Annotated in this window: 35 protein-coding genes; all 35 read right to left on the bottom strand. The window is 37.6% G+C overall.

The features are described from left to right. Positions 1-41 precede the first annotated feature (41 nt). On the bottom strand, positions 42-746 hold the full coding sequence (locus I6G50_RS06460; RefSeq protein WP_197908289.1) for a CHAP domain-containing protein: 705 nt from the start codon (positions 744-746) through the stop codon (positions 42-44). A 1-nt stretch (position 747) separates the two neighbouring features. Next, the gene (locus I6G50_RS06465; protein ID WP_003136244.1) at positions 748-960 is read right to left on the bottom strand and encodes a phage holin; all 213 of its coding nucleotides are present in this window, start codon (positions 958-960) and stop codon (positions 748-750) included. 5 nt (positions 961-965) lie between these two features. Continuing rightward, the gene (locus tag I6G50_RS06470; protein WP_003136549.1) at positions 966-1,307 is read right to left on the bottom strand and encodes a hypothetical protein; all 342 of its coding nucleotides are present in this window, start codon (positions 1,305-1,307) and stop codon (positions 966-968) included. A 20-nt stretch (positions 1,308-1,327) separates the two neighbouring features. After that, positions 1,328-2,815 (bottom strand): DUF859 family phage minor structural protein, encoded by a 1,488-nt coding sequence (locus tag I6G50_RS06475; RefSeq protein ID WP_197908290.1) that lies wholly within the window; start codon positions 2,813-2,815, stop codon positions 1,328-1,330. A 2-nt stretch (positions 2,816-2,817) separates the two neighbouring features. After that, on the bottom strand, positions 2,818-5,577 hold the full coding sequence (locus I6G50_RS06480) for a phage tail protein (protein WP_197908291.1): 2,760 nt from the start codon (positions 5,575-5,577) through the stop codon (positions 2,818-2,820). Next, positions 5,577-7,265: a distal tail protein Dit gene (locus I6G50_RS06485; protein ID WP_197908292.1), complete on the bottom strand. Its 1,689-nt coding sequence runs from the start codon at positions 7,263-7,265 to the stop codon at positions 5,577-5,579. The genes I6G50_RS06480 and I6G50_RS06485 overlap by 1 nt, the downstream gene beginning before the upstream one ends. Next, the gene (locus I6G50_RS06490) at positions 7,265-11,308 is read right to left on the bottom strand and encodes a tape measure protein (RefSeq protein WP_197908293.1); all 4,044 of its coding nucleotides are present in this window, start codon (positions 11,306-11,308) and stop codon (positions 7,265-7,267) included. Before I6G50_RS06490 ends, I6G50_RS06485 begins: the two co-directional genes overlap by 1 nt. Then, positions 11,308-11,553 carry a hypothetical protein gene (locus I6G50_RS06495; RefSeq protein WP_197908294.1) on the bottom strand — a complete coding sequence of 82 codons (246 nt, stop codon included), beginning with the start codon at positions 11,551-11,553 and terminating at the stop codon, positions 11,308-11,310. The genes I6G50_RS06490 and I6G50_RS06495 overlap by 1 nt, the downstream gene beginning before the upstream one ends. A 104-nt stretch (positions 11,554-11,657) precedes the next feature. Next, complete coding sequence (locus I6G50_RS06500) at positions 11,658-12,032, bottom strand: tail assembly chaperone (protein ID WP_197908295.1); 375 nt, start codon at positions 12,030-12,032, stop codon at positions 11,658-11,660. A gap of 17 nt (positions 12,033-12,049) precedes the next feature. After that, positions 12,050-12,433 carry a fibronectin type III domain-containing protein gene (locus I6G50_RS06505; protein WP_197908296.1) on the bottom strand — a complete coding sequence of 128 codons (384 nt, stop codon included), beginning with the start codon at positions 12,431-12,433 and terminating at the stop codon, positions 12,050-12,052. After that, the gene (locus tag I6G50_RS06510) at positions 12,402-12,929 is read right to left on the bottom strand and encodes a phage major tail protein, TP901-1 family (RefSeq protein ID WP_197908297.1); all 528 of its coding nucleotides are present in this window, start codon (positions 12,927-12,929) and stop codon (positions 12,402-12,404) included. Before I6G50_RS06510 ends, I6G50_RS06505 begins: the two co-directional genes overlap by 32 nt. A gap of 15 nt (positions 12,930-12,944) precedes the next feature. Further along, entirely contained in the window at positions 12,945-13,319 is a 375-nt protein-coding gene (locus I6G50_RS06515) for a hypothetical protein (RefSeq protein ID WP_197908298.1), read from the bottom strand. Beyond that, a complete protein-coding gene (locus I6G50_RS06520; protein ID WP_197908299.1) occupies positions 13,316-13,684 on the bottom strand; it encodes an HK97-gp10 family putative phage morphogenesis protein in 369 nt (122 codons plus the stop codon). Before I6G50_RS06520 ends, I6G50_RS06515 begins: the two co-directional genes overlap by 4 nt. After that, positions 13,677-13,982: a hypothetical protein gene (locus I6G50_RS06525; RefSeq protein ID WP_197908300.1), complete on the bottom strand. Its 306-nt coding sequence runs from the start codon at positions 13,980-13,982 to the stop codon at positions 13,677-13,679. The genes I6G50_RS06520 and I6G50_RS06525 overlap by 8 nt, the downstream gene beginning before the upstream one ends. Then, positions 13,979-14,323, bottom strand: a complete 345-nt coding sequence (locus I6G50_RS06530; RefSeq protein WP_197908301.1) for a phage head-tail connector protein — start codon at positions 14,321-14,323, stop codon at positions 13,979-13,981. Before I6G50_RS06530 ends, I6G50_RS06525 begins: the two co-directional genes overlap by 4 nt. Then, positions 14,323-14,550 (bottom strand): hypothetical protein, encoded by a 228-nt coding sequence (locus tag I6G50_RS06535; protein ID WP_197909434.1) that lies wholly within the window; start codon positions 14,548-14,550, stop codon positions 14,323-14,325. Before I6G50_RS06535 ends, I6G50_RS06530 begins: the two co-directional genes overlap by 1 nt. 16 nt (positions 14,551-14,566) lie before the next feature. Next, positions 14,567-14,866 (bottom strand): Ig-like domain-containing protein, encoded by a 300-nt coding sequence (locus I6G50_RS10555; protein ID WP_332262348.1) that lies wholly within the window; start codon positions 14,864-14,866, stop codon positions 14,567-14,569. Further along, positions 14,829-15,671, bottom strand: a complete 843-nt coding sequence (locus tag I6G50_RS06545) for a N4-gp56 family major capsid protein (RefSeq protein WP_197908302.1) — start codon at positions 15,669-15,671, stop codon at positions 14,829-14,831. The genes I6G50_RS10555 and I6G50_RS06545 overlap by 38 nt, the downstream gene beginning before the upstream one ends. Positions 15,672-15,674: 3 nt before the next feature. Continuing rightward, the gene (locus I6G50_RS06550; protein ID WP_197908303.1) at positions 15,675-16,283 is read right to left on the bottom strand and encodes a capsid assembly scaffolding protein Gp46 family protein; all 609 of its coding nucleotides are present in this window, start codon (positions 16,281-16,283) and stop codon (positions 15,675-15,677) included. A 173-nt stretch (positions 16,284-16,456) separates the two neighbouring features. Then, positions 16,457-16,675: a hypothetical protein gene (locus tag I6G50_RS06555; protein WP_197908304.1), complete on the bottom strand. Its 219-nt coding sequence runs from the start codon at positions 16,673-16,675 to the stop codon at positions 16,457-16,459. A 5-nt stretch (positions 16,676-16,680) separates the two neighbouring features. Then, positions 16,681-18,465 (bottom strand): minor capsid protein, encoded by a 1,785-nt coding sequence (locus tag I6G50_RS06560; protein WP_197908305.1) that lies wholly within the window; start codon positions 18,463-18,465, stop codon positions 16,681-16,683. A gap of 16 nt (positions 18,466-18,481) precedes the next feature. Next, the gene (locus I6G50_RS06565; RefSeq protein ID WP_197908306.1) at positions 18,482-19,828 is read right to left on the bottom strand and encodes a phage portal protein; all 1,347 of its coding nucleotides are present in this window, start codon (positions 19,826-19,828) and stop codon (positions 18,482-18,484) included. Continuing rightward, positions 19,825-21,096, bottom strand: coding sequence for a PBSX family phage terminase large subunit (locus I6G50_RS06570; RefSeq protein ID WP_232252390.1), 1,272 nt, complete (start codon positions 21,094-21,096; stop codon positions 19,825-19,827). Before I6G50_RS06570 ends, I6G50_RS06565 begins: the two co-directional genes overlap by 4 nt. After that, the gene (locus tag I6G50_RS06575) at positions 21,083-21,517 is read right to left on the bottom strand and encodes a terminase small subunit (protein ID WP_197908308.1); all 435 of its coding nucleotides are present in this window, start codon (positions 21,515-21,517) and stop codon (positions 21,083-21,085) included. The genes I6G50_RS06570 and I6G50_RS06575 overlap by 14 nt, the downstream gene beginning before the upstream one ends. A gap of 84 nt (positions 21,518-21,601) precedes the next feature. Further along, positions 21,602-21,946, bottom strand: a complete 345-nt coding sequence (locus I6G50_RS06580; protein WP_003136594.1) for a hypothetical protein — start codon at positions 21,944-21,946, stop codon at positions 21,602-21,604. A gap of 189 nt (positions 21,947-22,135) precedes the next feature. Further along, positions 22,136-22,336, bottom strand: coding sequence for a hypothetical protein (locus tag I6G50_RS06585; protein ID WP_003136595.1), 201 nt, complete (start codon positions 22,334-22,336; stop codon positions 22,136-22,138). A gap of 102 nt (positions 22,337-22,438) precedes the next feature. Further along, the gene (locus I6G50_RS06590; RefSeq protein WP_197908309.1) at positions 22,439-22,792 is read right to left on the bottom strand and encodes a hypothetical protein; all 354 of its coding nucleotides are present in this window, start codon (positions 22,790-22,792) and stop codon (positions 22,439-22,441) included. Between the two features lie 11 nt (positions 22,793-22,803). Beyond that, on the bottom strand, positions 22,804-23,049 hold the full coding sequence (locus tag I6G50_RS06595) for a hypothetical protein (RefSeq protein WP_197908310.1): 246 nt from the start codon (positions 23,047-23,049) through the stop codon (positions 22,804-22,806). A 98-nt stretch (positions 23,050-23,147) separates the two neighbouring features. Further along, positions 23,148-23,381: a helix-turn-helix domain-containing protein gene (locus tag I6G50_RS06600; protein WP_197908311.1), complete on the bottom strand. Its 234-nt coding sequence runs from the start codon at positions 23,379-23,381 to the stop codon at positions 23,148-23,150. Further along, entirely contained in the window at positions 23,378-24,136 is a 759-nt protein-coding gene (locus I6G50_RS06605; protein ID WP_197908312.1) for a DNA-methyltransferase, read from the bottom strand. Before I6G50_RS06605 ends, I6G50_RS06600 begins: the two co-directional genes overlap by 4 nt. Before the next feature lie 15 nt (positions 24,137-24,151). Continuing rightward, complete coding sequence (locus I6G50_RS06610; protein ID WP_197908313.1) at positions 24,152-24,358, bottom strand: hypothetical protein; 207 nt, start codon at positions 24,356-24,358, stop codon at positions 24,152-24,154. Continuing rightward, on the bottom strand, positions 24,355-24,870 hold the full coding sequence (locus I6G50_RS06615; protein ID WP_197908314.1) for a DUF1642 domain-containing protein: 516 nt from the start codon (positions 24,868-24,870) through the stop codon (positions 24,355-24,357). The genes I6G50_RS06610 and I6G50_RS06615 overlap by 4 nt, the downstream gene beginning before the upstream one ends. Beyond that, positions 24,870-25,226 carry a DUF1064 domain-containing protein gene (locus I6G50_RS06620; protein ID WP_197908315.1) on the bottom strand — a complete coding sequence of 119 codons (357 nt, stop codon included), beginning with the start codon at positions 25,224-25,226 and terminating at the stop codon, positions 24,870-24,872. The genes I6G50_RS06615 and I6G50_RS06620 overlap by 1 nt, the downstream gene beginning before the upstream one ends. Before the next feature lie 4 nt (positions 25,227-25,230). Next, entirely contained in the window at positions 25,231-25,509 is a 279-nt protein-coding gene (locus I6G50_RS06625; protein WP_197908316.1) for a hypothetical protein, read from the bottom strand. After that, on the bottom strand, positions 25,506-25,724 hold the full coding sequence (locus I6G50_RS06630) for a hypothetical protein (protein WP_197908317.1): 219 nt from the start codon (positions 25,722-25,724) through the stop codon (positions 25,506-25,508). Before I6G50_RS06630 ends, I6G50_RS06625 begins: the two co-directional genes overlap by 4 nt. Between the last annotated feature and the right edge of the window lie 98 nt (positions 25,725-25,822).

The raw sequence follows: 25,822 nt of genomic DNA on the forward strand, positions 1-25,822 counted from the left end.
CGACACAAAAAAACACCCGATCAATCGATCGAGTGCATTTTTTATTTTTCACCGCCTGTCAAAGCTTCTAAGACTTGATCAACTTCACGTTGATTCACGTCCTTACCTACAATTTTTGGCTTTCCAAAGAATTGTGTAAGTATTTTTGATTGTTCCGTTGTTTCGATATAATTTTTTCCTGTTGCACTAATGATATACTGTTTCCCGTCTGGATATTGAATAAACATTTGAAGTCCTCCTAATTGAACATTGTTATTTGAACCACCACTTGTTGATGGTTTTTCTTCTTTCTTACGTACCACACCGCTAAATCCGTTATACCATGACCAACTATTTGAATCTGGCAGCTCCTGAACGTACATAGCACCAAGAACGTTCTGCTCATAAGTAACTACGTTAACGTTTGCCACGCTTGCTATAATGCCAACATGGCCCGTAGACAAACCGTCTCGTGCAGAAATGAAGAAAATATCTCCTGCTTTAAGTTGGCTAAAACTTGGATTATCTATCTTTTCAAAACCTATAGCTTCCCAGTTAGTTTGTGTGTAGACATTCCATGCAGTATTACAGTCTGACCCTGGCACCCATTTGGCATTGATTCCAGACATTCCATAAGCAAACTGATAAGCCTTATCTGTAAGGACAGACAGCCAATAAGAGGCAAGAGCCCCACATTGTCCTGCACTACTAGAATAACCAACCTGCTTGCCAACAAGTGGTCCTATAGTTGCTGCTACATTGTTCATGTTATTCCTCCTTTTGTTGTTTGTTATAATTTAGAGCACTTACACCTGTAACTGCCCCTAAAAAGACTGCTACAGCATTAATGGTAAGTACTGATAAATCTGTACTCTCCCAGCCATACGCTTTGCCCAGAGCCCCTACAAGTACGCTTAGAGCTGGTAATACTGTAAGAACTACCCATTTGATAATGTTATAAGCTTTATTATTTAAATTCATTTCGTTCATACTCCTAATAGTTTTAATGATGCTGCAATTATCGCTCCTGCAACACCTCCAATTGAAAATACTGCTTTCCAAAAATTTTGTTTATCTATAATTTTCATTTGAAATTGACGATCGTCTGAAATATCATTCCGTTTAATCACAGCTTGTAAAATTTCTGCATTTTGTTCTGACTGACGTGTATTCTGTTCCCTCAAGAACCGATTGGACTCATCTACCCGTGTTAATCCTTCATTCATCGTTTTTTGCATTTGTAAAGTAAAGTCGTTTAAACGAGATAACTCTTTATCATGCTGTTTAAGTTTGTCTTCGTGCTGTTTAACCTGCTTTTCTAACTCCAATTCTCATTTTCCCCTTTTCATTAATTTTTAGAACCGTATAACACTGCTTCAAGAGTAACTTCACCGAAGGTTCGTACTACTGTAGAGAACAACCGGAAACCGCCCGCAGTCGCAAAGTATCCAGACCAACATGGCCATGGGGCCGTTAATATGGTAATCGCCCTATAGACATTCGCTGAACCTGTTGGTACCGCTGGTATAGTTAAAGTATCAGAATTATAAAGAGATCCAGACGCTGTGGCTATGTTAGCACTGACCTTGAATATTTGGGTCCATCGGTAAAAGTTATCCCCTAATTTTTCCTCATACCATCCATTATTTGTAGTTACACCATAAACAGTACTGTCATCTACTTCTAGCATTTCTACATTCAAGTTAACTGCGCTCATGTTCGGAAGTAAGACATCAAAAGTATCTTCTTTCGTCGCAGCCCCACCAATGGCTAATCCTGTACCAGACTTATGAAAATCAAGAAGCGGTGTCGCTGTAGTAATGTTTTTAGAAACCTCTGTTGAATTGAATGCATCCGTTAGACTGACCTTAAAATTATAAGTGAGTGTAGGGTCAAAATCACCAGTCCCAACGACTGCCTTACCATCAATAACATATCGAACAAATAAGGAAGATATATCCTGTGAAGCCCACGCTGCATCTTCTGGCAACTTATAATTCACAATCAGCGACTTATCATTCTTATCCCCAAGAGGTGTGATTGAACCCGCTGCTTCTACCAAAACATATCGGCCATGGTCGTTGTGCTCTCCATTTTCGTCACAACGGTCTAAAACAACGGTAGTCAACTGAGGTATCGTATAAGCTAAAACGTTCAGTGTATAGGAAGTAGTGAAAGTATTTCCCCTGCTGTCTGTCACCTTACACTCTAGCTTTTGATTGCCTGATGTTTTGATATTTCCAAAGAGTATATCACTATCCACAGAGCTGAAGTTTTTGAACATACCATCAAAGGTGACTGTCCCAGTTTTTAATGTTGCCCCGTATTTTCCTGTAAACTCAGGCGTTGCTTTCACAGAACTATAGATTTGAATGAAAGCTCCAAACTTTTCTGCGAGTCCCGGTGTTGCTTCTTCATAAGTCAGTGCACAAGTCGGTGCATACAAAGCGTTTGTAAAATAAATCGTCAAGTTTTGAACATAATCAAAATATGTCGTTGTATCTCCCATATCGGATTGAGTGACCTGTTTATAATGAGCAATCACTCGAAGATTTGCATAATTAATTGATGGATAGCTCTTTGCTAAATCCAAAGGAATTTGATAAGATCCTGTAACACTGACTTGGTCATCCGCAACTTTAATAGGAAGGTCTTGTAAAACCGTTCCTGCTGCATTGACTAATGTTACTGTCTCGACACTCACTTTTACACGAGGTGTGGACATAGAACCGCCACCGTCTGTGGTATAAGTCAAGGTGTCATTACTCGTAACTCCTGATAAAGTGAAACTTGATTTATTTAGTTTTAGTGATCCTGCAGTTGATCCTCCTGCCATATTTACCCCACTTTCATAAAGCTTAGATTGCCATTAGTTTGCGGAATGAATTCAAAGTTCCCAAGTTTCAGGAATTCGCCAATCTCCGCATTGTTAATTGTTAATTTATTATTGCTCATTACTGCAACGGGATACCCCGCTTGGTCAAAGACAAGTTGCGTTGGACTTAAGATAAGTTGGATGGGGCTACTTGACTGTCCCAGAGTAATTCCTGTCGCATCGAACTTGATAAAGCTACTTTCAACCTCAAATTCATCCTCTGTAAGATTTCCACCTACATCCATAAATTTCGACATGTTATCAAATCCCATTTGAAAAGAATCTGCAGTTTGTTCAAACGTGGTTTGTAATTGATGAAACTCATCATTTGAAGTGTAATTCTCACCCACGGTTTGTAAGATTCCATCCTTTGTTTGCTCAATTTTTGAGTAAACAGCATTTAAATCAATTTGATTTCCAATAGAGTAGAAAGGTCTTGATTCACTTCCATCTGAGAATTGAATAATCATCCGTGTCCATAGATATTCACCCTCTGGCACCGTTGGGATTTCACTGACCCATTCTGCACCGTCATCTGGAAATTCTGTCGCACTTGGCCATGAAGCATAATCAATTTTTTGTCCTGTAACTGTTACAGGGTCACCATCTGGTCCAGGAGGACCAGGTTTCCCACCTGTTGCTGTCGCAAAGTTCTGTGTCTTATAAACATGTGCGATTTGCCCCGCAATATTTACTTTTATCGCAAATTCAATAAAAGCTGTACGTCCAACACCATCTGGAATCTCACTAATATTCGCAAAGGCGACTTGATGTGTGTCTGTTAAAATTGTGGATACTCCAACTTTACAATTTGTGGCAGTGGCTGTCACTTGAAACTCATTAGGACCTAGAGTTGCACTACTTGCCCGAGGAGTTAGATAACCGCCTGAGCCAGATATTACTGTGAAACTATTCCCTGAGTTCGCATAGGACAATACTTTCCCTTCATTGTCTGCCGGAAGAGTAACGCTGCTTGAGGTCATATTGACTGCCCAGGCATCGTCTCCTGGCTTACCGTCTTCTCCTTTGCCATAAGTCCCCGCAAGAACTGTGACATCACTTGTAAGAGGTTCTTTATTATAGGTCGTCCTGGTCATTTGCCAGAGGTACGGATGTTCTTTGTCTGGGAAAGGAGTATCTGGAATCCATGTACTATCTTCCCAAGGATCCAGAGGAGCGGTCTCACTATTTGTAATTTGGTATTTCTGTTCTACTGAAACAATTGAACGGCCATCAACTCCGTCAAGACCATCGGATACATCTGTAATAGTCAATCCTAGACTTTTGAAGACCTTCTCACCAACTGTAGCTTCATAGTAATAAACCGAAGTTCCATCAATGTCTTCTGCGTTCACTGTCCAACTTGTTTCTGTACCTAAAACAATCGCCTCTCCATCCTTGTACCATTGGATAGCATCTGCTTCACTCTCAGTGATTGCTTGACCAAAGAAGATATGAGCAGACAGTGTCGTTTGGCCTGCAGAATTTTTAAAGACTGTACCATTATCAGTATAAATTTCTAAGCGATAGGGTGTATTTTGATTAATGAGATCATTCATACGATCGATTAAATCATCAGAAATACGGCTCTTTAATTTAACAAAATTCGAAAAAGTCAACTTATCATTCAAGGGATTTGAAAAGGAAATCTCTTGTTCAGAAACTCTAGTGGAAAGAATTAAACCACCTTCATCTTTATCAAAATTTGAATCATAAGTAATCACCGTATCACCAATATTCAAGCGCTTATCATTCCCTAGCTCACTTCTAACAGCTGTACTTGTAGCTTCAACCTCATATGTAACCTTTGGATAAGCATTTTCTTTTAATTGAGTCAGTGCATAGTCCCACAAATGTTCAATCGACTTAGCTTCAATCTTAAAATCTTTTCTGATCCATTGGTCTGATGTGCCCGATTTGATTTGAGAAGGAAATAGATCCCTTGAAATAGGTGCATAAGCAGTTGTTTCATTGAGTTTTTTATAAAATTCAATATTACCATCGCTATTTTTAATAGTTTTCTCAAGGTTATTCCACTTATACTTACCTTTAGAATCCGTCACAGTTATTGCATTAAACAAGCCTGTCTTATCTTCTGTACGAGATACACCCTTTATGTTTTGACCATAATATAAAGTGACATCTTCCCTGACTTCTCCCACACCGCCTTCTGGGTAGATATTAAGAGTTAGCTCATTTAATGTACCGTTATTCTTGAGTGAGGTGATAAATTCAAATTCACCACCCCATGCTTGAATAATTGCAATCAAGCGAGCAAGCTTTGTCTCTCCTTGCTCAAAAGTTAGAATCTTTGTATCTGTAAACGGATTGTTTCCAATCGCAATTACATTTGACGAAAGACCTGCGGCATTCCAAATATACCAGTCCAATGTGTGAGCGACTGTATTTTTGAAAGGATCAAGTTGCTCACTGATTAGTTCAAGATTAAGGTTATCTCCTTGAACCTCAAGAACATAATCATCTTCTTTTTTAATCATGACAACAAATAAATAATCTGTATCTTCATAGGTAAATGAGACATATCCCTGGGAAGTAATCAATGAAGCATCCGGATGATTTTTCCTGACTTTAAAATCAAAGGTAGAAGACCCTTCAGCTAAATATCTGTGCCAATTGTCATCAAAGTAGTGGAGCGCATCAGGTAAATCATTATTCATATAAGCTACTCGTTCCATCGAAGAGTCATGAATACTAATTTGCATTATAGGAACCTCTCTTTCCAACTTATTTCAATATCTGGTAATGTTGTCATTTCATCAGAGAAAAACAAATCAAAGCTACTTTCTCCAGGAGGAATTGAAAAGAATTCTGACCCTGTTATTAACTCATCATTACCTGGAATAGAGCCATCTTTTTTAAAGACTTTAGCACTGCCCATATCTACCAGAAGAACTTCTCCTTCACCATAATGGTGAGGATTGGCCGGTATAATCGTTTCGACGTCAGTTGTTTCATCAAAATACATGGCAACATCATCTTTTCTGAAACTCAATCCACGCAAAACAATGTTTGACATGAAATGATTTGTACTAATGGTTCTTCCTTTAAGCTGGCCAATATACACATAGATATGTGAAACTTTGGCACTGTCTAACTCTGGAACAGTTAAAGATTGACTCGTATCTGTCAGTGACCACTTAAATTTACCACCGGCGCTTTTGGTGATAGTTACTCCACCTTTTGAGGAGTTGAAATTTTTATTTTTATTGTTTGGCTTTTGATTTGATTCTGCATTATTTGCTGGAAACTTAAAGTTATGAAACGTACGCTGGGTATTTCCACCAATATAATATTGTGCATTAGCAGTATTTCCTTTTGAATCATCTTTATAAATACCAAAACCACAAATCAACTTGTTAGCACTTGTCATATAAAGTACTTGTAATAGACCAGTTTGACCCATTTTTCCTGCCCAGGCTAAAATATTCATATAAGAACTGAAGAACCGCGCACCGGATTCTTTGTTTTCATCAGCTGGAATCGTAAACTTTTTCAATCCCCCCATAGTCAGATATGAACCATAAACCGGTGGACTCCCCAAAGCAGTTAGTCGCAAACCATCATTTTTAAAAGCGATGGTCCCATCTGTTTCCAGTTTTTCGTTTTGAGGGTTGGTATCCTTGGAATTCGCAAAATCTTTAAAGTTTGTGTTGTTCCCTCTTTTTTCATTCAAGAGCCACGCACTTTTATATTTCACTTTTTCGGTGGTTTTATTATTGATTAGTATTTCTTCAATACTTCCCAATTGAACCACTGATTCTGGACTAACCAATCCCACAAAACCATTGTCTGAAGTATGGGTAACTTTTACTTGAGGATAAGTCTCAAGTGTCCCTTGGTTATTTACATTGACTGTAACAGAACCGTCTTCATTGGCTACAATAGAGCCATTTACCCCTCCAGAATTTGTTGCATTTAGAACTTTAGTATCTACACTTTTGGGATGGACATCATCACAGAAAAATGTGAAGGTATTTGTTCCTCGTACTTGTCCAGGTTCAGGACTATCCATTGCAGCTAAAGTCCCAACATAAACAAGATTAGGCTCATCATCAAACTTAATCTGTCTATGATTCCCTACTAAAAATCCTTTGAGTTTCCGATAAGCTGTCGCAAATTCGGCTGCTGTCTGAGTTTCAATTTTAAATTTAATCGTTAACTCACGCCCCGGCAGTCGTTTATTGATTAATGCTTCTCCGTCTACCCCATATATACTGTCTGCCTTATATAAATCATAGGTTAGTTCTTCTCGACCTATAACTTGCAATGTACGATATTTTATTTCGGATAATTCATTTTCGGGATAAAGTCCATCAATAGAAAATGCCTCACTTGACATACTCTCTTTATGATCAGACAAATCTGTAGTGTCTCTAAATTCATAAGACATTAAATTTTCCCTCCTAAACGTCTATGACGTGCATCTTCTGCATCGTTTTTTTGTTTTACGTATCTTGCGGTACCATACCCAACTTCTTTTCCATCAAGAGTTGAGATTACTTCTGCAGTCACGTAGATTGGTTGATTGTAACTATAATTAGCATTGAGCTTACTTTCAAATCTAGCTCTTGAATCCCGAGCAAAGTTAGACAACGAAGATAAATCTGGAGTAACAGCATCTAACATCTTTGTGCTAACTGTTTGAAGTTTTGGAAGCACTGCTGTAGCAGCACTTAGTGTTTTGTTAGTAAGCTGTTTAGTAGCTCCTACAACTGTTGCTGTGCTCTTACTTATACCAACTGCAACCCCTGCGCCAATATACCAACCGACTTCATCACGGAACAAACGAGATGGTGAATGAATTTTGGCTTTAGCTTGAGCTGCCCTATTTGCTTCCGCAACTAACGCATCTGCAGCAGCTCTTACTTGTCCAAGGGCGCTATACATACCAGATGCCAATCCAGCACCAATCATGGCTCCAACAGATTGAAATTGTCCGGCACTAGAAGCACCGGCTCCTCTAACTGCAGAAATTAAACTTCTGATTGCAGATGTCGCCCTTCCTGTAGACGAAGAAATTCCTGAAACAAATCCTTGAGTAATTTTTGAAGCCCATTCATTACCTACTGGTGAAAAGTTTCCACCCATTCCTTTTAAAGAAGAAATAAGACTGTTCACTGCTGCAGCGTACTGAGCAGCTTTGCCAGCGATATCAGCACTGAAGTTAATACCTGATAGCTTGTCTAATCCTTTTTGGATATTATCCACGTTTGCTTGTATAGCTGTTGAAGCTGCCGGAATATTATTCATTGCTGAAACCATTGTTTTTAGAGACTGAAATGCCGTAGTTCCACTAGTAAATGTAGTTTCCATGGTACCTAGTTTAGATAAACCTGTTTGCATTGCATCCCAAACACCATTATTAAGCACAGACTTTATTGTGTTAAGGCTTGCTGAAATTGCCTCACCATTAATCACAACACCACTAAAAGCTTGGAGACTACGAGCAATTGTTGTAATGCTAGAAATGACAGGTTCAAGACCTGTTATGGAATCTTTAAGTCCAGACGCCATTGGTGAAATAACCAAAGTAGCAATTTTATTTACAGCTGCCTTAATCTGATCAATTTTAGGCCCTATAGCTGATAAATCAGGAATATTGGCGATAGTACCCATTGAAGTAGCGATCTCTCCTAACGGTGTCACTGTCTTCTTAACATTATCCAAAGTCTGTGTTAAGTTCTCTGGTGGTGCAGGAACTGTGAACTTAGATAATTGAGTAATAGTAGTTTTTATTTGGTTCAATTTACCACTAATATCAACAATATTAGTACTAGCTAACTTTTGGACAAATCCTGATAATTCATTGATAGCACTGATAATTTTGTTATATGACGATAAATTAGAAGTATCCCCTGTGTAAGATTCAATTTTAAAGTCATGTAGCTTCGTAAATACATTTTTTATTGCTTTAAATTTTGTATCGATAACACCACTATCAATGGTTGGTAAGTTTGCAATTTTATTAGTCAAATCTGCAACTTTTGTAAAAGAGTTGACCAAGTTTGAAGTATCCATTTTTCCAAAAAGTGAATTCAAACTATCAAATATTGATGAGTCAAAATTTTCTTTTGAAAAACTTCGGATTTTTTCAAACACATCTTTTATCGTTTTGAATTTAGCATCAAGACTTGATGCATCTACAGTTTCCATAGAGGAAATTTTCTTTACAAGATCCGTCACTTTCTGAAATGATGCAACAAGATTTGAAGTATCAAGTTTTCCAAACCATGAATTAATAGCCGCGTCAATACTTGTTCCTCCAGTAGAGTTTGACTGAGTAATTTTATTTAATTCATTTCTAACATCAGCTAGCATCTTGAACTTAGACTGCAAGACCGATGAATCAATACTTGGCATTTTGCTAACTTCTTGAACAAAATCAGAAACTTTTTTAAAAGTTCCAATAATATTTCCTGTAGATAAATTTGCAAAAGCCGTACTGAATACTGCTCCAATATTACCAACATTACCAACTTTGAATGATGCCAATGCATTAGCAATATCTTGAACTTGCTTCAACTTTGGCTTAATAACATTAGCTTCCGGAATGTTCATGGAGTCAAGTTCTGTTGCAAATTTAGAAATCTTGGTAATTGTAGCGGAAATAGCTGTAAAACTAATTGCTCCTAGCACAGCAAATGGTGCTGACAAACCACCTATAATTCCTGCAAAACTTCCTACTGCTGAAAGACCTGCCATAGCTCCTAAAAGTTCAACTAGCTTCTTGGAGAAGTTTTTATCAAATTTAATATTGTTTACTGTTTTAATTGCAGAATCTGAACTCTTTGCAAATGATTCTAAACCTTTCCCAACCAATCCCATTGTTTCAGCTAAACCAACAAACACACCGGCACCGATAGCCAAAGCTGTTGCAATAGGTGGAAAGAGTTGAATAGCTCCCCCTATAACCCCCATAGAAACTGCAGCAGCAAGAAGGAATGTTCCCATTTGTGCTAAATTCTTACCAAGTTGCCCCCAAGATACTCGAATATTTGCCATATCTTTGAAAGCTGAGGCAACCAATTTCATTGATCCACCAATAGCAACAATAATACCTACACTTTTAGCAATTCCAGTCCAACCAGAAAGTTTTGAAGTTGCTGGAGCCGTTGGAATATCTGCAAGGGCTTTAGTCCCTTTGCCTCCTTGAACTGACGATAAACCTTTCAAAGCTGAAGTAAGGGTTTTGATAACACCAACTGTTTTAGCTACACCATTGTAGACAGCCAACCCTTTTTGGAAGGCCATTGATCCCACTTTAAAAGCAATCATTGCAGTTGCTGCTGCTTTTAAAGCTCCCACAACTTGGTTAATTTGTCCTGGAGACATTTTTGCAATGGCGTTAGCAACTGATTCAATCACGCCTGCAGCTTTAGAAGTTAGTCCTCCTAATGACGAACCAAGATTTTTCAAACCTTCACCCACGCCGCCAGATAAAGCAGATTTAACATTTTTAATTGCTGCACCTATTGCGGAGAATGCTGAAGACAGTGCAGATATGGCTCCCGAATCTTTAAAACCTGACCAGATTTGAGAAAATCCTTTTTTTATATTTCCAACAAATCTCATTGCCTTATTGGCTATCTTTTCAAAGTCAATTTTTTCGATAGCGTCCGAAAGGTTCGTGACAAGCTCAATTCCTTTTTTACTCACTCTCTCAAAGATTGGCATGAGTTTATTAGACAGACCTTCTTTCAGTCCATCAACAGCTTGGCCAACACTTTTGAACTGAGTAGCCATTTTTGTAAAGTTCGCATTTGTCCCTGTTTTTGTAATTGCATCAAAGAACTCTTGCGTTTTCACTTTACCGTCTTGTACATTTTTAACTAAGTCTTTGGTACTCATTCCCATGGTTTTTGCAACCGCTGAAATACCTGCCGGAGTTTGCTCAAGCATAAGTTTAAAGTCTTGCCATTGCACCATAGGCTTAGCTGCCATTTGGGTAGCTTGTTGACTCAATGTCTTCATAGCCTGTGTTGGTTCAGAAGAAGCTGCTGCAAGACCCCCGAAACCTTTGACAAGCTCACCTGTATTCTTTATACCTACCGCTGCAAGCTGAGAATACGTTGAAGCCATGTCAGAGGCAGAGTAGATAGTTTGTGTGGCAAACTGTTGCATATCCTTTTTAGCAGCCTGAATATCCTTAGTTGGCATTTTCAACTCTTCCATATTTCCTTGAAAGACTTGCCAAGCTTTGCTGGATTCATCCAACTCAGAAACAAGACCACGAACTCCAGTACTAACCAAACTAAGCCCTTTGGTAATTCCTGAACCAATGACATTTGCACCAAGAACAGATTTAAAAATACTTCCTGACTTAGCAGCCTTTGCTGTTAAAGAATCAAGTGCACCAAGTCCTGCTTTCATAGTACTTGTAAAGCCTTGGTCTTTCGCACTAAGCGTTGCTGATACTGTATAGCTTTCTGACATTATTTTCCTCCTTTCCGTTTTTGATACATTTTACTGATTCGACTTTCAAATGTTTCCACTTGATGTGTATCATCAGTTTTTTCACCAGTTAATTTGTCATAATCAAAGAATTGTTTGAATGTCGCATATACTGGTTCAATTCTCTTCCCGACCTCTTTTTCAGCTTTAACTTCACGATTTAACCAGGCTTGCCGATGTGCTGAAAATTCTTCATCGATATTCCTCAATCGTAAGGCCTCACTCATAATTCTGTATTGCTTTAATGTCAGTCGGTCTATCTCATCCCAATTTGTTATCCCAAAAAAACGGAAGCAGTTCACTGCTACCGCTTCATAGAATTCATCAGCATCTATTCTTGTTGCGCTTCCGCTGCTTCCACTGCCTCTTTGAGTTGAATGACTACTTTCTTCGTAGCATTCGCTGTCTCTAAACCCTCCATCACGCTGTCAAATAAAGCATCGATATCAGTATCTTCATCGTCAAAGTAGTTGTCAACGATTGCTTGTGTGAGGTTAGGTTTTTGACCAGCATTTGCAGTGATCATAACTGTTGCGAGTGCTGTGATATCTCCATCCAAAAGAAGAGAAACAAAGTACTTCAATCCAATTTGTTGCTTGATAGCTGAACCAAATTCAATTGGTGTTTCAACTTTTTTATTGATGTCACGCAAGAAGCGCATTCCAAAGTTTAAAGTGTAAGTTTTTTCGTTGATTACTAATTCCATTTTTTTCTCCTGATATCTTAATTAGTTGTTAATGTTAGTGTCACAGATTCACTCCAAGCCGAGCCTGTAAACTCTCCATCATGGAGGTACTGTGCCTTTTCTACTTCCGTAGGAATATCACTAGGTGCTTTTACATTGTAGGTTTGTACCGTTACAAGAATAAAATCTCCTGTTTGAAGCTCTGGAACATTATCTGCAGCTAGAGTCCATGAGTTCGTTTCAGAGTAACCCATGTATTTAAGTTCCGAAGAGGCACCTTGGTTAGCATCTCCATAATGTGTGAGATACGCAAGCGCTCCTTCTACCTTGTCCCAACTTACAGTAATAGATCCGTCACTATTAATTACCCCAGTTACATTCTGGGGCGCATTAGGGTGTGGCAGTTGTGTCTGCAAAGACATAATCAATTTCTTCTTGATTTTCTTTACTTACAGTAACTTCGCCCTTTTGTGGTTTTCCATTGATTGAGAAGGTACTATCATAAGTTGCAAGATCATCGGCTTTCGCAGAAAGTTCAAATGACGTTAAAGTCCCTTGCATGTACTTACCTTTATATTTCATAGGTGTTGTACCTTCTTCTGTGGTAGGTTTTTGAAGGTTAATTTCCCAAATTTCAAGTAAATCACCATTTTGACAAGCCTCTTCTAATTCATCAATTAGATCATCTTGTGTGGACAAAATCAGTGATGCTGTAACTTCTGTTGCCGCAGGCTTAGAAGTATTGACGTTACCGTCTTTAGTTGCCGTAGCATCACTATCCGCGCTTAATGAACGGCCATAATCTGTTTGAAAAATAACAGAACTTGCAGCTTTAGTTTTACGGTCTGCATATTTACGAATCATGAAAACAATATTTTTTCCTTGGACCGCTTGTGGTGTAACTGTTTCTCCAGCCATTTTTATTTCTCCTTTTTATCTAAAAGTTAATGTAATCATTGCCCGCCTAACATTTGGCGTGACAGTTCTGTCAATGGAGTATTTTATACTCGATTCATTGACAAGTAGTGTAAAGCCTTTTGCTTTACTAGCTTGACTCATGATATTTTCAGCATAATTTGACAAGTTTTTTAAATCTTCTATTTCTGACCAAACATTTAAAGTAAAATTGAATTTTTTTATTGCCCCGCCTACTTTAGTTCCAGAAGCAGTCCAATCAGAATCATTGAAATCTACAAAAGGATATTTCACATCATCAAGTTGTCGGTAGTCATAGACATTATCGTCTCCTACTTGTCCTTGAGCAATCATGAATAATTTGTCATGAAGATCTTGCCATTGTGTTTTCATTTAACTAATCTCTCCATATCCGATTTGAATTTTTCCTGTTGTGTCTCAAAAGGTTCTTTCATGAAATCTTCTGCTTCCATAAACCGTGTCCCGTTGATCAAATAGGGTGCATAATCTTTCGCTGTCCCTTGTTCAGACGATAAGCCACCATCCTTATACTCAGGCATACGTGAAGCAATATCTTGATTGATTTGCTCCATTGAATACCCTTTTGAAAAGACAACGCCTTTCCTCGTATTTCGAACAAGAGCATTATGCAATTGATCACTGTTATTTTTGACAACTTTTTTTGCAGCCTCAAGCTTTAAATTTTTCTGCAATGCTTTCTTTAAAGCATCTGCGCCTTTTATTGATACACTAGCCATTTCTAATCACCGTAAGCACTGACGAATTCCGAGGTGTTTTGTCAGTATCTAACATGTATTTGTGGCCTTTATACTCAATATGAGAAAAAGAGGCAGTGTATTCTCTTTGGAGCCTAATAGTAAATCGTGTGTTTTTCACGTCCCCATAGGTCACCTGCTGGCGTTGTGCGGTCATTACAGATACATTAGCTTGCTTTACAGTTCGGACTTCTGTGGGTTTGCTATAGTCTCCAATAACTGGATCATATTTCCCACCTTCAATCACTTTTACAAAAATAACTGTTTCACCGTATCTCATAGAAACTGGACCTTTCCGGCTTTACCTGGAGGATCTTCTTGGTTATTCAACCAAGCATTGATAGCATCCATAAAAGGAGCTAAATCATCTGTTAAATCGTAAGTAATATCTTCACCTTCTTGCCTGAAAGTTTTCATACCCTCATTTCCAATCCGGTTAAAACGAATAATGGCAAGTTCAACAACGATATAACTTAATTCATTAGGAATTTCCTTTTGTCCAGGTAATCGGGTCAATAGTGAAGCTTCAGCATTCTTGATAATCAGATTTAATCTTTTATCACGTGCTGTGTCCTCACCATCAAAATCAAGCATTACTTTAAGATCATCAATAGCAGACATTATTCAACCAATGCCAGAAGAACATCCTTGTTGGCACTTTCGTCAAATTCTATTCCGTTACTTGTCAAGTAAGCTTTGATATCATCTTTTTTTGAGCTTGAATTTGGTTTGGCAATTTTTTCATTGCTTTGGTTTTCACCATTTGAATTATCATCAAGAAGTTCATTGTCCTTTACAACATCTTGGACTTCTTCTTTTTGATGATAACGACGTAATAGCATACTCATTTTTCACCTCACTTTATTAAGCTGCTGTGCCTGTTACTTCACAAGTTGCAGTTTTTCCATTTACTGTCGAGGCTATGATATTTGCGATTCCCTCTGCAATAATTTCTACTTCACCTTGTGCTGATACTGTAGCAATCGTTTCATCACTTGATGACCAAGTCACAGTTTTATCTACAGCATCTACAGGCTCAACTGTTGCAGTCAGTGTTTCTTTTGCACCAACAGCAAGAGTTAATGTTGTTTTATTTAGCGTAACCCCAGTTGGTTCCTGGGGAGCCTTAGGGTGTAGTAATGAGGACAAGCTTAGTTGGATCATAGAGATAAACACCATAATGTTCGTCTGCTGTAATCACTGTAGATTTTTTGATAATGTCGCGATCTGATTCAACTTGCACACCACGTTTCATAACAATACGGAACGCACTTCCTGTTTCTTCAGTTTCGGGATCAATTGTAGTTTTAACCAAGGCCCCTTTACCTGCAGCAATTTTATTTGAACGGATAATATCCACACCTAAGACACGAGCAAATGCTCCGGCAGTCTGCATATTTGCTGCAACATCAGCACCTGAGTTAGCTGCAAGATATTCATCACGTAAATTTGTTGCATCAGTTCGGGAAGTTACAAGAACCATATTTTGCAAGTCTTCGTCTGAAAATACATCGATAGCTTTTCGCAAATCAGCAAGTGTAATTTTTCCAGCTGTTGCTGTTTCAACTTTTTGAGTCGAAGTATCAACTAACGCTAAAAGGTCATTATCAACCTTGTCTGCAATTGACAAGGTAAGTTGACGTCCAGCTTCACCGATTGGATCACCAAGACCTGAAAGCATTGCTTCATCAGTAATTTCTACACCTTTACCGGCTTTTTTCACTTTTACATCAGCAACATCTTTTCCAAGTTGATCTAATGGAATTGCTTCACCCTCCGCAACATCTTCAGCTGGGCCAATATATTTCCATTTTGGATAAGTGATAGTATCTCCTGGTTTACCAGTGAGCGTGTCATCAATATCCGCAAGCCCTGCAAATCGCAATTTGCTTGGCAATTTTGCTGAAATCATGTCAGCCATAACCTCTGGGATAACTACATTAGCAGTAGTTGTTTTTCCTTGTACCATTTATTAAGCCTCCTTTAGCTTGTTGTATAATTCTTTATCTGTTTGATAAAGATCCATTTTTTGGGCATAACTCATTTTGTTAAATGCCTCTTTTGTGACTGGTGCTTCCCCAGTATTCCGACTTACTTTTGGTGGAGTACCTGCAAGAAGCGCCTTTGTTTTCGAATCAATCAATTCAGATTGTTCTTTGACAGCTTCATCAATAAGTGATAGAACATCTTCGTCACTATCAAGTAGCGCCAAAACCTTGGCAAAAGACTTCGGCAAGCCTTTTTCAGATAAATCAGCAGCAATCTGAGCTTGTTGTTTTTCTTGAATAAATGCTTTACGGTCAGCTTCAAACTTCTCACGTTCTTCATCAAATTCAGCTTTTGCACGTTGCTCTTTGCTCATTTTGGCAAAATCGCGCTCTCGCTTTTCTTCCTCAAATGCTTCAAGTTGCTTTTTTAACTTGTTGTTTTCAACTCGCATTTTTGCAAAATCAGCATTTGTAGGTCCATCGTTTGTTGGCTCCGCTGGAGGAGTTTCAACTGGTGGTTGAGTAGGTTCATTTGCTGGCGGTGTAGCTACTTGTGTTTCATTTAGTTCAACTGGTGGTGTTTGTTCACTCATTATGATTCTCCTGGTATAAAGCTCCGCAGCTATCTAGTGATATTTTTAGCCTTACACTGATGGGCTTATACAGTAATTTTCGCGCAAAAAAAAGGGCACTCCTATGCAGTTTTGTGCCCTTTTGAAAATTATTCAATAAAAAAAGTACTGACTAATTTGTCAGTACTCAATTTTTAAAATACAATACTCGCCCATTCTTCTTCCGGTATTTCTTCAAATGGTTCGTTTTTAGCTATCGCTTCATCAACAGCTTTTTTCATTTCATCATAACCCACAGTTTGGATATATTGAGGAGTGTCATGAACAGGATCCCAAAACCCAATTATTCTTTGAGGAAATGAAACATTAAAATGTTCTTCATACTTTTTTTCAAGTAGTTTAAATTTATCCATTTTCATCATCCTTTCAAGTACATTCCAATTATAAAGTTAAGATATTCTAGGTCATCAGTGATTTTCTTCAGAATCAACTCACTTTTTTCAGTAGGTTGTGCAAATACCTTACCTTTTCCTGGCTCAAAAATACTTTCCAATCCCATACTAAGTACCTCTGTAGCATTATTGTAGCTTTTACCAATGTAGGGACTAATAAAATTATCTTTTTTGGTTTTTTCTCCACGGCGATACCAATACTGCAAATCCTGCATGTCAATCTCTTGCTCACCTTTTGTCCGATATGCAACAAATTCCTGTGATAATTTTAAAGCTTCCGGATTAAAGTGCTCTACATAGTGTCCTATCTCATGATAACTTACAGTGTTGCTTCCTTTACTAAGCATAATACTTACAGCATTATCAGCGATACCACTTCGCCATGTTCTCCCTTTTAATCCTATATTGCTAAAGAATCCACGCTGCGTATCTTTTGTATAAATACTTTTCCCAGCGTTGTAAGCATATTCTGCCCATTCTTTGGGATAATACGAGAAGGCCTCAGAAATACGACTTTTAGCTACTTTACCTGAACCTTTAGCCCACCCATCTTTTGGAACTGTTCCCCCAATTTCTCGGAAGTTAGAGAAAATTTTCTTAAGTTCTTCTTTTTGGCCTATTTTTCCTGCAATATCAAATTGCTCATTAACTAATGCTCCAAGTTTAATCAAATCACTATGACTGGCTTTCTTTAAATCGATACCATTCATATATTTTTTTATATCATTTATAGGATTATTCACTTTTATTATATCATTATTCTTTTCCAACAACCCCTCGAATGCTTTTTTAACATCTTCATCGTTAGAACCATTATAGGACTTCATAGCTTCGTTTATAGCTTGATTTCCTCTTTCCAAATAATCATCAATATCAAAGTCAGGAATGACTGGAATAATTGAACAACGACAGTTTGGATGCATGGGAAATAAAGACTTTCCAAACTCCGCATTTTTTATATCGAATGTTTTTCCATCCATGGGGCGACAAATGTCACACGCTTTAGGCTCTGCAAGCCATTCATATTGCTTATAACCTGCCTTTTTGATAGCATCCTTTGCCATCTCACCATAGATCCGGCTTGATTCTGTTCGTAAAAGTCTTTCAGCTTCGAATCTTGCTGATCCAAAAATTCTACTCAAGTCTTTAGTTAACGCTGTTGGATGCTTCCCTTGAATAATCATTTGTGGAATTAAGCCATCAAGCACACCTTTTAATTTATCATTGTAACCCCAGATTCGCTCAGAGAAAGACGATTGGTTCCAGCTGCCATTAATCAACACCTTAAAGTATTTGTCGCTAAAATCAAGAGAATTGACTGTTCTCCCAAGTATTCCTGCTTGACGTTCAGCTTCAGCTTTTGCTTCTTTTAGTAATTTTTCTTTAACGTGTTTGTCTAAATCACTGCTACCTTTCAGCATTTCCAAACCAATTTCAGATTTTAACATCTCCAAACGATTAACTTTCATAGTCAGATTATAAAGCTTTAATCGTTCGTTAGCTTCAGCGGAAAAGTCTTTGTTTTCAACATATTCTTTTGCTTTGCTTTCAAATTCTTTTATATCAAATTGATTGACAGCCTTCTTCACATCTGCCAAAGTCCAGCCTTCTTTTTGATTATAGTATCTCGCATAGAAATTATTTATATCACGTTGAATATTTCTTTGCACTTGCTCATATATACGAGCCAGCTCACGTTCATACTCTTTTTGGTCTTTAAGAACTTTTAATTGATTTTCCTTTTCCCGCATCCTCCAATATACTCGACTATTCATCTACATTCTCCATGTTTGTATCTGTCATCACTGGCAATTTAGGAAGTTCTGCCGCCTTTTCCATGTCATTAGCTACTTGCTTTGGATTATCCACAATTGATAGGACACTGAGTTGGATATCTTTTGGAACAATTCCATCAAGATTCTTCGCTGTTTCTGCTTCATCAGATATGTTGTTTGGTAAATTACGAGTGAATTTGTAATTTAGTTTATTCCAAGCATTTTCTGGAAGTTTCCCAGTGATAGACTGTACTTTGAAAAGCATTTTATACCACTCTTTCATGGCAACCTTCAATTTACGCTCCTTAGCTTGAGCAAGATCTTTCATAGCTTGTAATTTATATTGCAATGATACTCCGCTAGCTGCACTGCCAAAGTCTTTGTCATTAATATTCGCAACCATAGCAATTTGGAAAATTAAATCTTGGAGACGATCAAGTAAATTTTCTTGTGTAGTGTCACCATTCGGCTTTGTAAGGAATTCAACAACAATACTCTTCCCATCTGCCCCTTCCATGTTGATCACTCGATTATCCCTTAGTTTTTCAAGTGCCTCTTTGTCAAGTTCTGCACCTAAAATCTTTAAATAAGCATCAGCCAAAGCATCAACATCATTCATCTTTTCAGATAAAGTACGATTGACTGAGTCAATAAGTGTTTTTACATTTTCAAAAGCAGATTGTCGCTCTTCATTCTCAACTATCTCAATCAGAGGAATTCCACCATAAGGATTAATTTGAGAATCATCGGTTACAAAGTTTGAGGTATCTCCTATAAAATCAACTATTTCTGTTCTTGTTGTATATCTTCCCGAAAACTCGCCTGTGGTTTGGTTGGTGCTGTAGTAAACCGAGAACAATGGGCGTTGGAATATTGTATCATCATATACAACAAAAGCCTCAAGCGGTGTCGCATAGGTGATTAACGTATCAGAATTTTCATCTTGCGCTAAATAAGCATAAGCGCGACCATAAATAGAAGCTGTCTTTGCAATTTCATACTCCATATCTTCCATATCGTTTTCCATTCGATACAAATCAACAAATTCATTTACTTGTTCATCATCACTGGTTACTTTCACAGGAACACCAATAAAATAGGAAGTGTATCTATCCACGATATACTTTGGAAAGTTCACCATGATTCGATGGTCTGGTTTTCCGTTCTCTTTTGGCTTCTGAGTCAAAATTTTATGTTTACCAACATAATAGTCATAATCCTCTTTAAACTTGTGTAGGAGCTGTGCATGAAGTGTGAGCGCCTCCCTGATAAGACTTTCTGTGACATTAGTTGTAGAACTAATCATCACATTATTTTTCAATAGTGAAATGTTACTCATAATATTCCTTTCATTATGTTAATCTTCGGCTTACCAATTGAATATTGCTCAAGAGAATAACGAAGTGCATCGATAATATGGTTATTTTTATCAATGGGTTCATTGAGCCAATTTCCTTCTTTATCCTGCTTGTAAAGATAAAGATTAAATTCTTCAATTGTGTGTTCACATTTTGGATGGATAACAATTTTTAAATTCTGCATGAAGTCTATCCCAAATGCAATTGAGTTAGGGCCTTTTTTTGCCCCTCGAATTCTTCGAACGCCAGCGTTTCTCAACTCATCAATAACCATTGGATTACTACTATCTGCGGTAATCTCCGTTTTCATCATATTCCGTTTTCCAACTTCTTTGACAATATCTTTGATAAGCATTCCTGTTTTATAAAGCTCATCGTAAATGTAGAGCGTGTTATTTTTTTGATCCAATACTGAACTTGTCAATGTAGTAGGGTCATTTGTATATCCAAAGTCCATTCCATGAGTTGTTTCACCCACTTCTTGGATAACTTTTTCTATATCAAACTCTCTAACTTCAAAATTATCAAAGACAAGTCCTTCCGATACTCCCCACTCTCCATCACAGACCACTCTTGCCCGCCTTGGATTCGTACGGTATAAATCTAAATAGCGCTGCCTGTCTTGTTCATCAAGCCACTCATTGATACGAAAAGTTGTAGTCCTAGCAAAAACATCTTTTACCTTTGTCTCGCTATCAAAGAACTTTTTCTTTAGCCAATGTCTTTCACTCCATGGGTTAAACGTGACAGTAATCTGCTTGAAAAATCCCGGCTCATCACTTGCCCCACGTATTGATTCAACAACCGTGTCAAACTTTTCTTCTTTTTCAATTTGATAAGCTTCTTCAAACCAGGCCCAACATAAATAACCAATTTCAACTGACAAAGACGTCAGCTTTAATTCATCATCAAGACCGCGAAAGAGAATCTTTTGACCTGTCTTCTTGACAGTGATTTCTGGCATAGAGTCATTCCACTTGAAAAGATGATAAACTCCCAGGCGGTTAGCTGCCCACTTAAAGTCAGAATAAGTTGATTGTTTATTCGTGTTACTGAATCGCCGGACCACTAAAAGATTTGCCCAGGGATACTTCAGTATTTTCACAGTGTAATCAATCGCAGTATCTTTTGATTTCTTCGAACCACGTGATCCCTTTACAACTCTATAAAAATTCCGGCTATGATAAAAAGAGTTATAGCCCTTACCAAGAGCCTTGCTGATTGACATTTTAATTTTAGTCAACGTCATCACCTTCTGGCACGTCATCGACAAATGTTACATCAGTGACCTCAACCTCTTTCTTATCAGTGAATAACGCATATCTCTTACCAATAAGCTCAGCAGCTTTTATCCGGTCTTTTGGTTGAACCTTAATGGTTTCTTTGACTTGAACGCCTTCTCCATCTAATCTGAGAACTTCCTCAGTTTGTTCTTCACGCATGACAGAAGTTAGAAATTGCAAAACTTCATCAGCTCCAGCTATACTGTCCTTTTTAAGTTCTTCATTGAGTTCGGCTATATATTCTTGGACTTCAACATTCTTCAACAATCTCTGCCCTTGAGAGTAAGCTGTCTTTTTAGAATATCCCGCATTAATTGCGGCTTGTGTAGCATTGCCAAGCTTTACGTACTCCTCACAGAAGCGCTTTTGTTTTTGATTTAGCTTCACACCTCTTTTCTCCTTTCATAGATTTCTGCTTCATATCATTATTTTTTCATACAAAAAAGGGCACAGAAACCTCTTTTCGTGCCCTTATCTTATTAATAATCCTTGTTTTAGTGCCAGTTCTTCAAGTATCTGATATCGTACTTCATACGACTTCCTACGCTTCACGCCTAAATAAACTGCTCCAATTGTTTCCCAATCAAGGTGCCTATTTTTGCCCCAAAAGCATTCTTCTACAATCTCTTGTAAATCTTCTGATAAACATTCAAAGGCATTATTAATATCTTTTTCCAATGTGTCATAGTATTCCACAGACTTGTTAGCATCTCTTTTTTCAGCTACTGCTTTAAGAAAACCAATCTGTGGGTAACTTCGAAACTGTTCCTCAAGAAAAGCCAATGTTTCGGAACTTATCTCCTGTTTCTTCCGCATTCTCTACCTCCAAAATATGATATAATTGAGATAGAAAGTATTGTTTGCTAAGCCCATTACCCGCGGGCTTTTTTTGCTACTTAAGATTGATTCTAGTTGCATCACAACGTATACAGACTTCATAAGCATAATGAAAGCTAACCCATTTGTGTCTCAATATCTTGCAGATTATTTTTTTTATCATTTTTCCTATTCTTTTTTATAATCATAACTAAGCATTTCCCGACCTTGTTTCAAGCAAATATATACTTCATAAACTTCTACACCATCAGATAGCCTATTGCTTATTGCTGATATAGCTGCAGGAAGTACATGTTCAAATTCCCGCTGCGGTACTGGAATTGCTCTTCGCCTTTTGATCCCTGAAGGGATTTTTTTATTTGTCGCCATTTAAGTTATCTTTCTTCATCTCAGTCAAAATATTACTCAGTTGCCCAAAGTTCAGCAAAGAGAATATTGCTGTAATAACCAAGGATATTGTTACAATTAAATTCATCCCTCAACCTCCAGAAAATCAACACCGAGCGCCTCGCCTGCGAGGTAAGTCATTATGATAGGACTGTTACCTCTATCTATGTAATCAAATAGCTCTTGATAATCTCCTTCTGAAATATTTTGGAAAACCATCATATCCCAATCAAATTCTAGTTCATCAAGCTCTTCCGCAATCTTCTTCGGTATGCTGAGTTTAGGTTGGTCTTCTCTTTTTGCCAACTCTTTAATTTTATCCTCAGCTAATTCAAGACCATGACACTTCCCTTTTTCATATTCTCCTTTGAGTTTTTCGTTACCATAAAGAGCAACGGGAACTTTTTCATGATTAATTTCTTTCAAAAGTTTTTTCAACGCTAACGTACTTATTCATCTTCCCCTCCGATTTCTGCGAGTGCCTCGCTAAGAATTAAGTCGACTTCTTTTTCACGTTCATTCCAAGGTTCTTGGAAATCGCCTAGACGTTCCCTTGATTTTTTCAAAGCTTCAACAGCCTCAGCAAACTCTGCAGCAGTTACAAGCTGTGTTTTTTCTTCACGAATTATTGCAATATCCTCATCACTGTAAGGCCACAGGTGATCTTTCAAGTTGTCTTTTGCTGTTTTTGTCATTTAATCGTCTCCATATCTCTTGTTAATCCAATGCCAAATTACAATTGCTGAAATAATTGCAACTGCAAAAATTGTGTTGGATGTTGTGTTATCCATCTTCACTCCTCCCTCAATTCATCTACCGAGCAGCCGAGGGCTTGGGCATATACTTTCAGTAAATCATCATTAAATTTGATATGCCCAAACTCATACATAATAGTTAGCGCATTAATTTGATCAAATCTCAACCCTTTGACAACTGTTTTTTCAATTAGTGGAGAGACAATATCTGCAAGCTCTCCGATATCATATTCTGCCTTCTCACGCATGATTTGCAGCTTTGTTTTTGTCATTTCGCCTCCTCGAATAAGTCTAGTTGTGTCACATTGTTTTTGATACGATCTAAAGATTTATCATAGTATTCCTTATTTGTTTCAAATCCTATGAAATTACGCTCTGTGTTTAAACATGCAATTGCTGTTGTTCCTGAACCCATGCAATTATCTAGGACTGTATATCCTTTATTTGTATAGGTTTTAATCAAATATTCAAATAAAGCAACTGGCTTTTGTGTGGGATGCAATGAACTATTTTGCGTGTCTGTGCTAAATATTTGAATGCTACGAGGATATCTTTCAGTAGAGGAGTAAGTATAATCTTGTTTCATTTCTCCATATACATCAGTTTGATGTTCGTTTGAACGAAAAGAAGTTTTTAAATTATGGCCCGATGTTTTTTGTGGATTATAAGTAGGTTGATTTTTGTAAAAAACAGAAACAATTTCATGATTTCTCATGGGTTGCTTCTTGGCATTTAAAAAACCTGTCCCTTTTACTTTGTCCCATATCCAGTCATATTTATAAAGCTTTAGATTACTCATTCTTAGATGGCTACTGAACGGTTCCGCCCCAGTTAAAACTATTGCGCCAGCATCCTTGATTATTCGCTCATATTGTTCCCAAAGTTTCCCAAATGGAATAATAACATCCCATGAGCAGTTAGTAGTTCCATAAGGTAAATCACACAAGATCATATCTACGGAACCATCTGGAATTCGCTTCATACCTTCCAAACAATCCTCATTGTAAATCTTGTTTAGTTCAATCATACTGTCCAATCCCTCCTAAAGCTTTGCCTGCAGTTCTGAGATACGCTCTTCACACATATTCAAGTAATCTGTTTCTTTCTTGATATTTGTATCAATCCAAGATAAAGAACTTTCAGATACACCTTCAGCTTTTCTGAGTTCTTCTTGAGCTTCAATTTTCTTTCTAGATTTTTCTGCTTCTCGTTCCCAACGTTTTATCCATTGTTTAAATTTTTCTTTCATCCTTCCACCTCAATCTGCTTATAGCTTCCAGTTTCCATGCTGTCGATTTCCTGCTGAGAAAACTGCCTAGCACGTTCTTTATATATAGTGACTGGATTAGTTACCCCCTTAATACTCAAATCAGAAATATAAAATCCAAAATTTACATCAGCTAGATAAAACCGCTTCTCCTTAGCGACTGTGTAGCCGTGGATAAAAGCTAATTCAAATGTTTCTGTATTATCATAAAACCATTCAGCAAGCTTCAACTCGTTTCCATTAAGATAAGTCGTTCCGTATGTCAGCCATTTAATGTCTGCACTGTATAATTCGCTTAGTGTTTTGGCACCTTCATTTTTCACTCGCTCAATTTCAGCCGCCAGGAACTCTGGAATCTCTGACTGCTGCTTTTCAGCATATTTATTTAGAAAAATTGTTCTGTGCTTTTCAAATTTTTCTACTTCAATTTGACCTGTAAGGACTTTTCCCGATAACTCAATTAAATAATTGAATTCTTCTTCAAACCTCTTCATCACATCACCTTTTCTGTAAATTCATCTTTTCGTGCAACTTTTTTAGCAATCGTAATTGGAATCCCATAACGATTAGCAAATAGCTTTGCTTTAATTTTGAACTCTGGTAAGATCATACCTTTTACATCGATTACTTTTACCAAGTTCCCTTGTTCATCATAGAAAGTAAAATCTGGTTTATATGCAATCTCACGGTATGCTTTACCATTCAAGCGGAACTTGTCCATCAGAACAAATTTCTCTTGCATTTTCATGTTAGGATCATCCTTGTGCAGCTGATAGTAAATACTTTCTGCTTTACTGTCGAATGTGATTCCATCAACAGTCACTTTCTTTGCACCATATTTATGAGACATACTCCTATGCCTCCCCAAACAATTCTTCTAATACTTCGTCATGTAAATCCACATCATAAATTTCAAAGGCTTCAGCCACTTTTGATTTTGCATACTCTTGCATTTGCTCTGCTGTGTACACTATCCTACTTTTTTCAAAGTCCAGTGCACGTTTGTCTTGATAATCACTTGCTGAACCGTAATTTGCAAGTGTTCTGTCAGCTATAATCCCAGTCCATTTATAATTATCGCTATCATAAATAGTTGTAGTTCTTCCAGCTGCTTCAATCTCGCTTAATTTCATTTTTTCATTCCCTCCCAGGTATCTTCTAACCAGTCAAGCAACATATTTGTTTGAGCCATGACCAGCGGTTGATTGTCATATTTTGTTGATAACTCTCCAAGTGACATCACAGCCCAGTCCCAGAATTCAGTATTTCCGAAACCCAACTTCACCGCTTGAGAATTACATTCTAAAATCCAATTTTTTACATCGTTGAAAAATTTTTCATAGTCCAAATTTTCCACCTCATTTCTTAAGAAAACTTTTTAATTTTTCTTCTTACCACCACCCACCCTCGCGCAACTCGGTGGGGTGTCATTTACTTGTCAAAATT

The sequence above is a fragment of the Lactococcus garvieae genome, assembly GCF_016027715.1.
GTDB classification, from domain to species: Bacteria; Bacillota; Bacilli; order Lactobacillales; family Streptococcaceae; genus Lactococcus; species Lactococcus garvieae_A.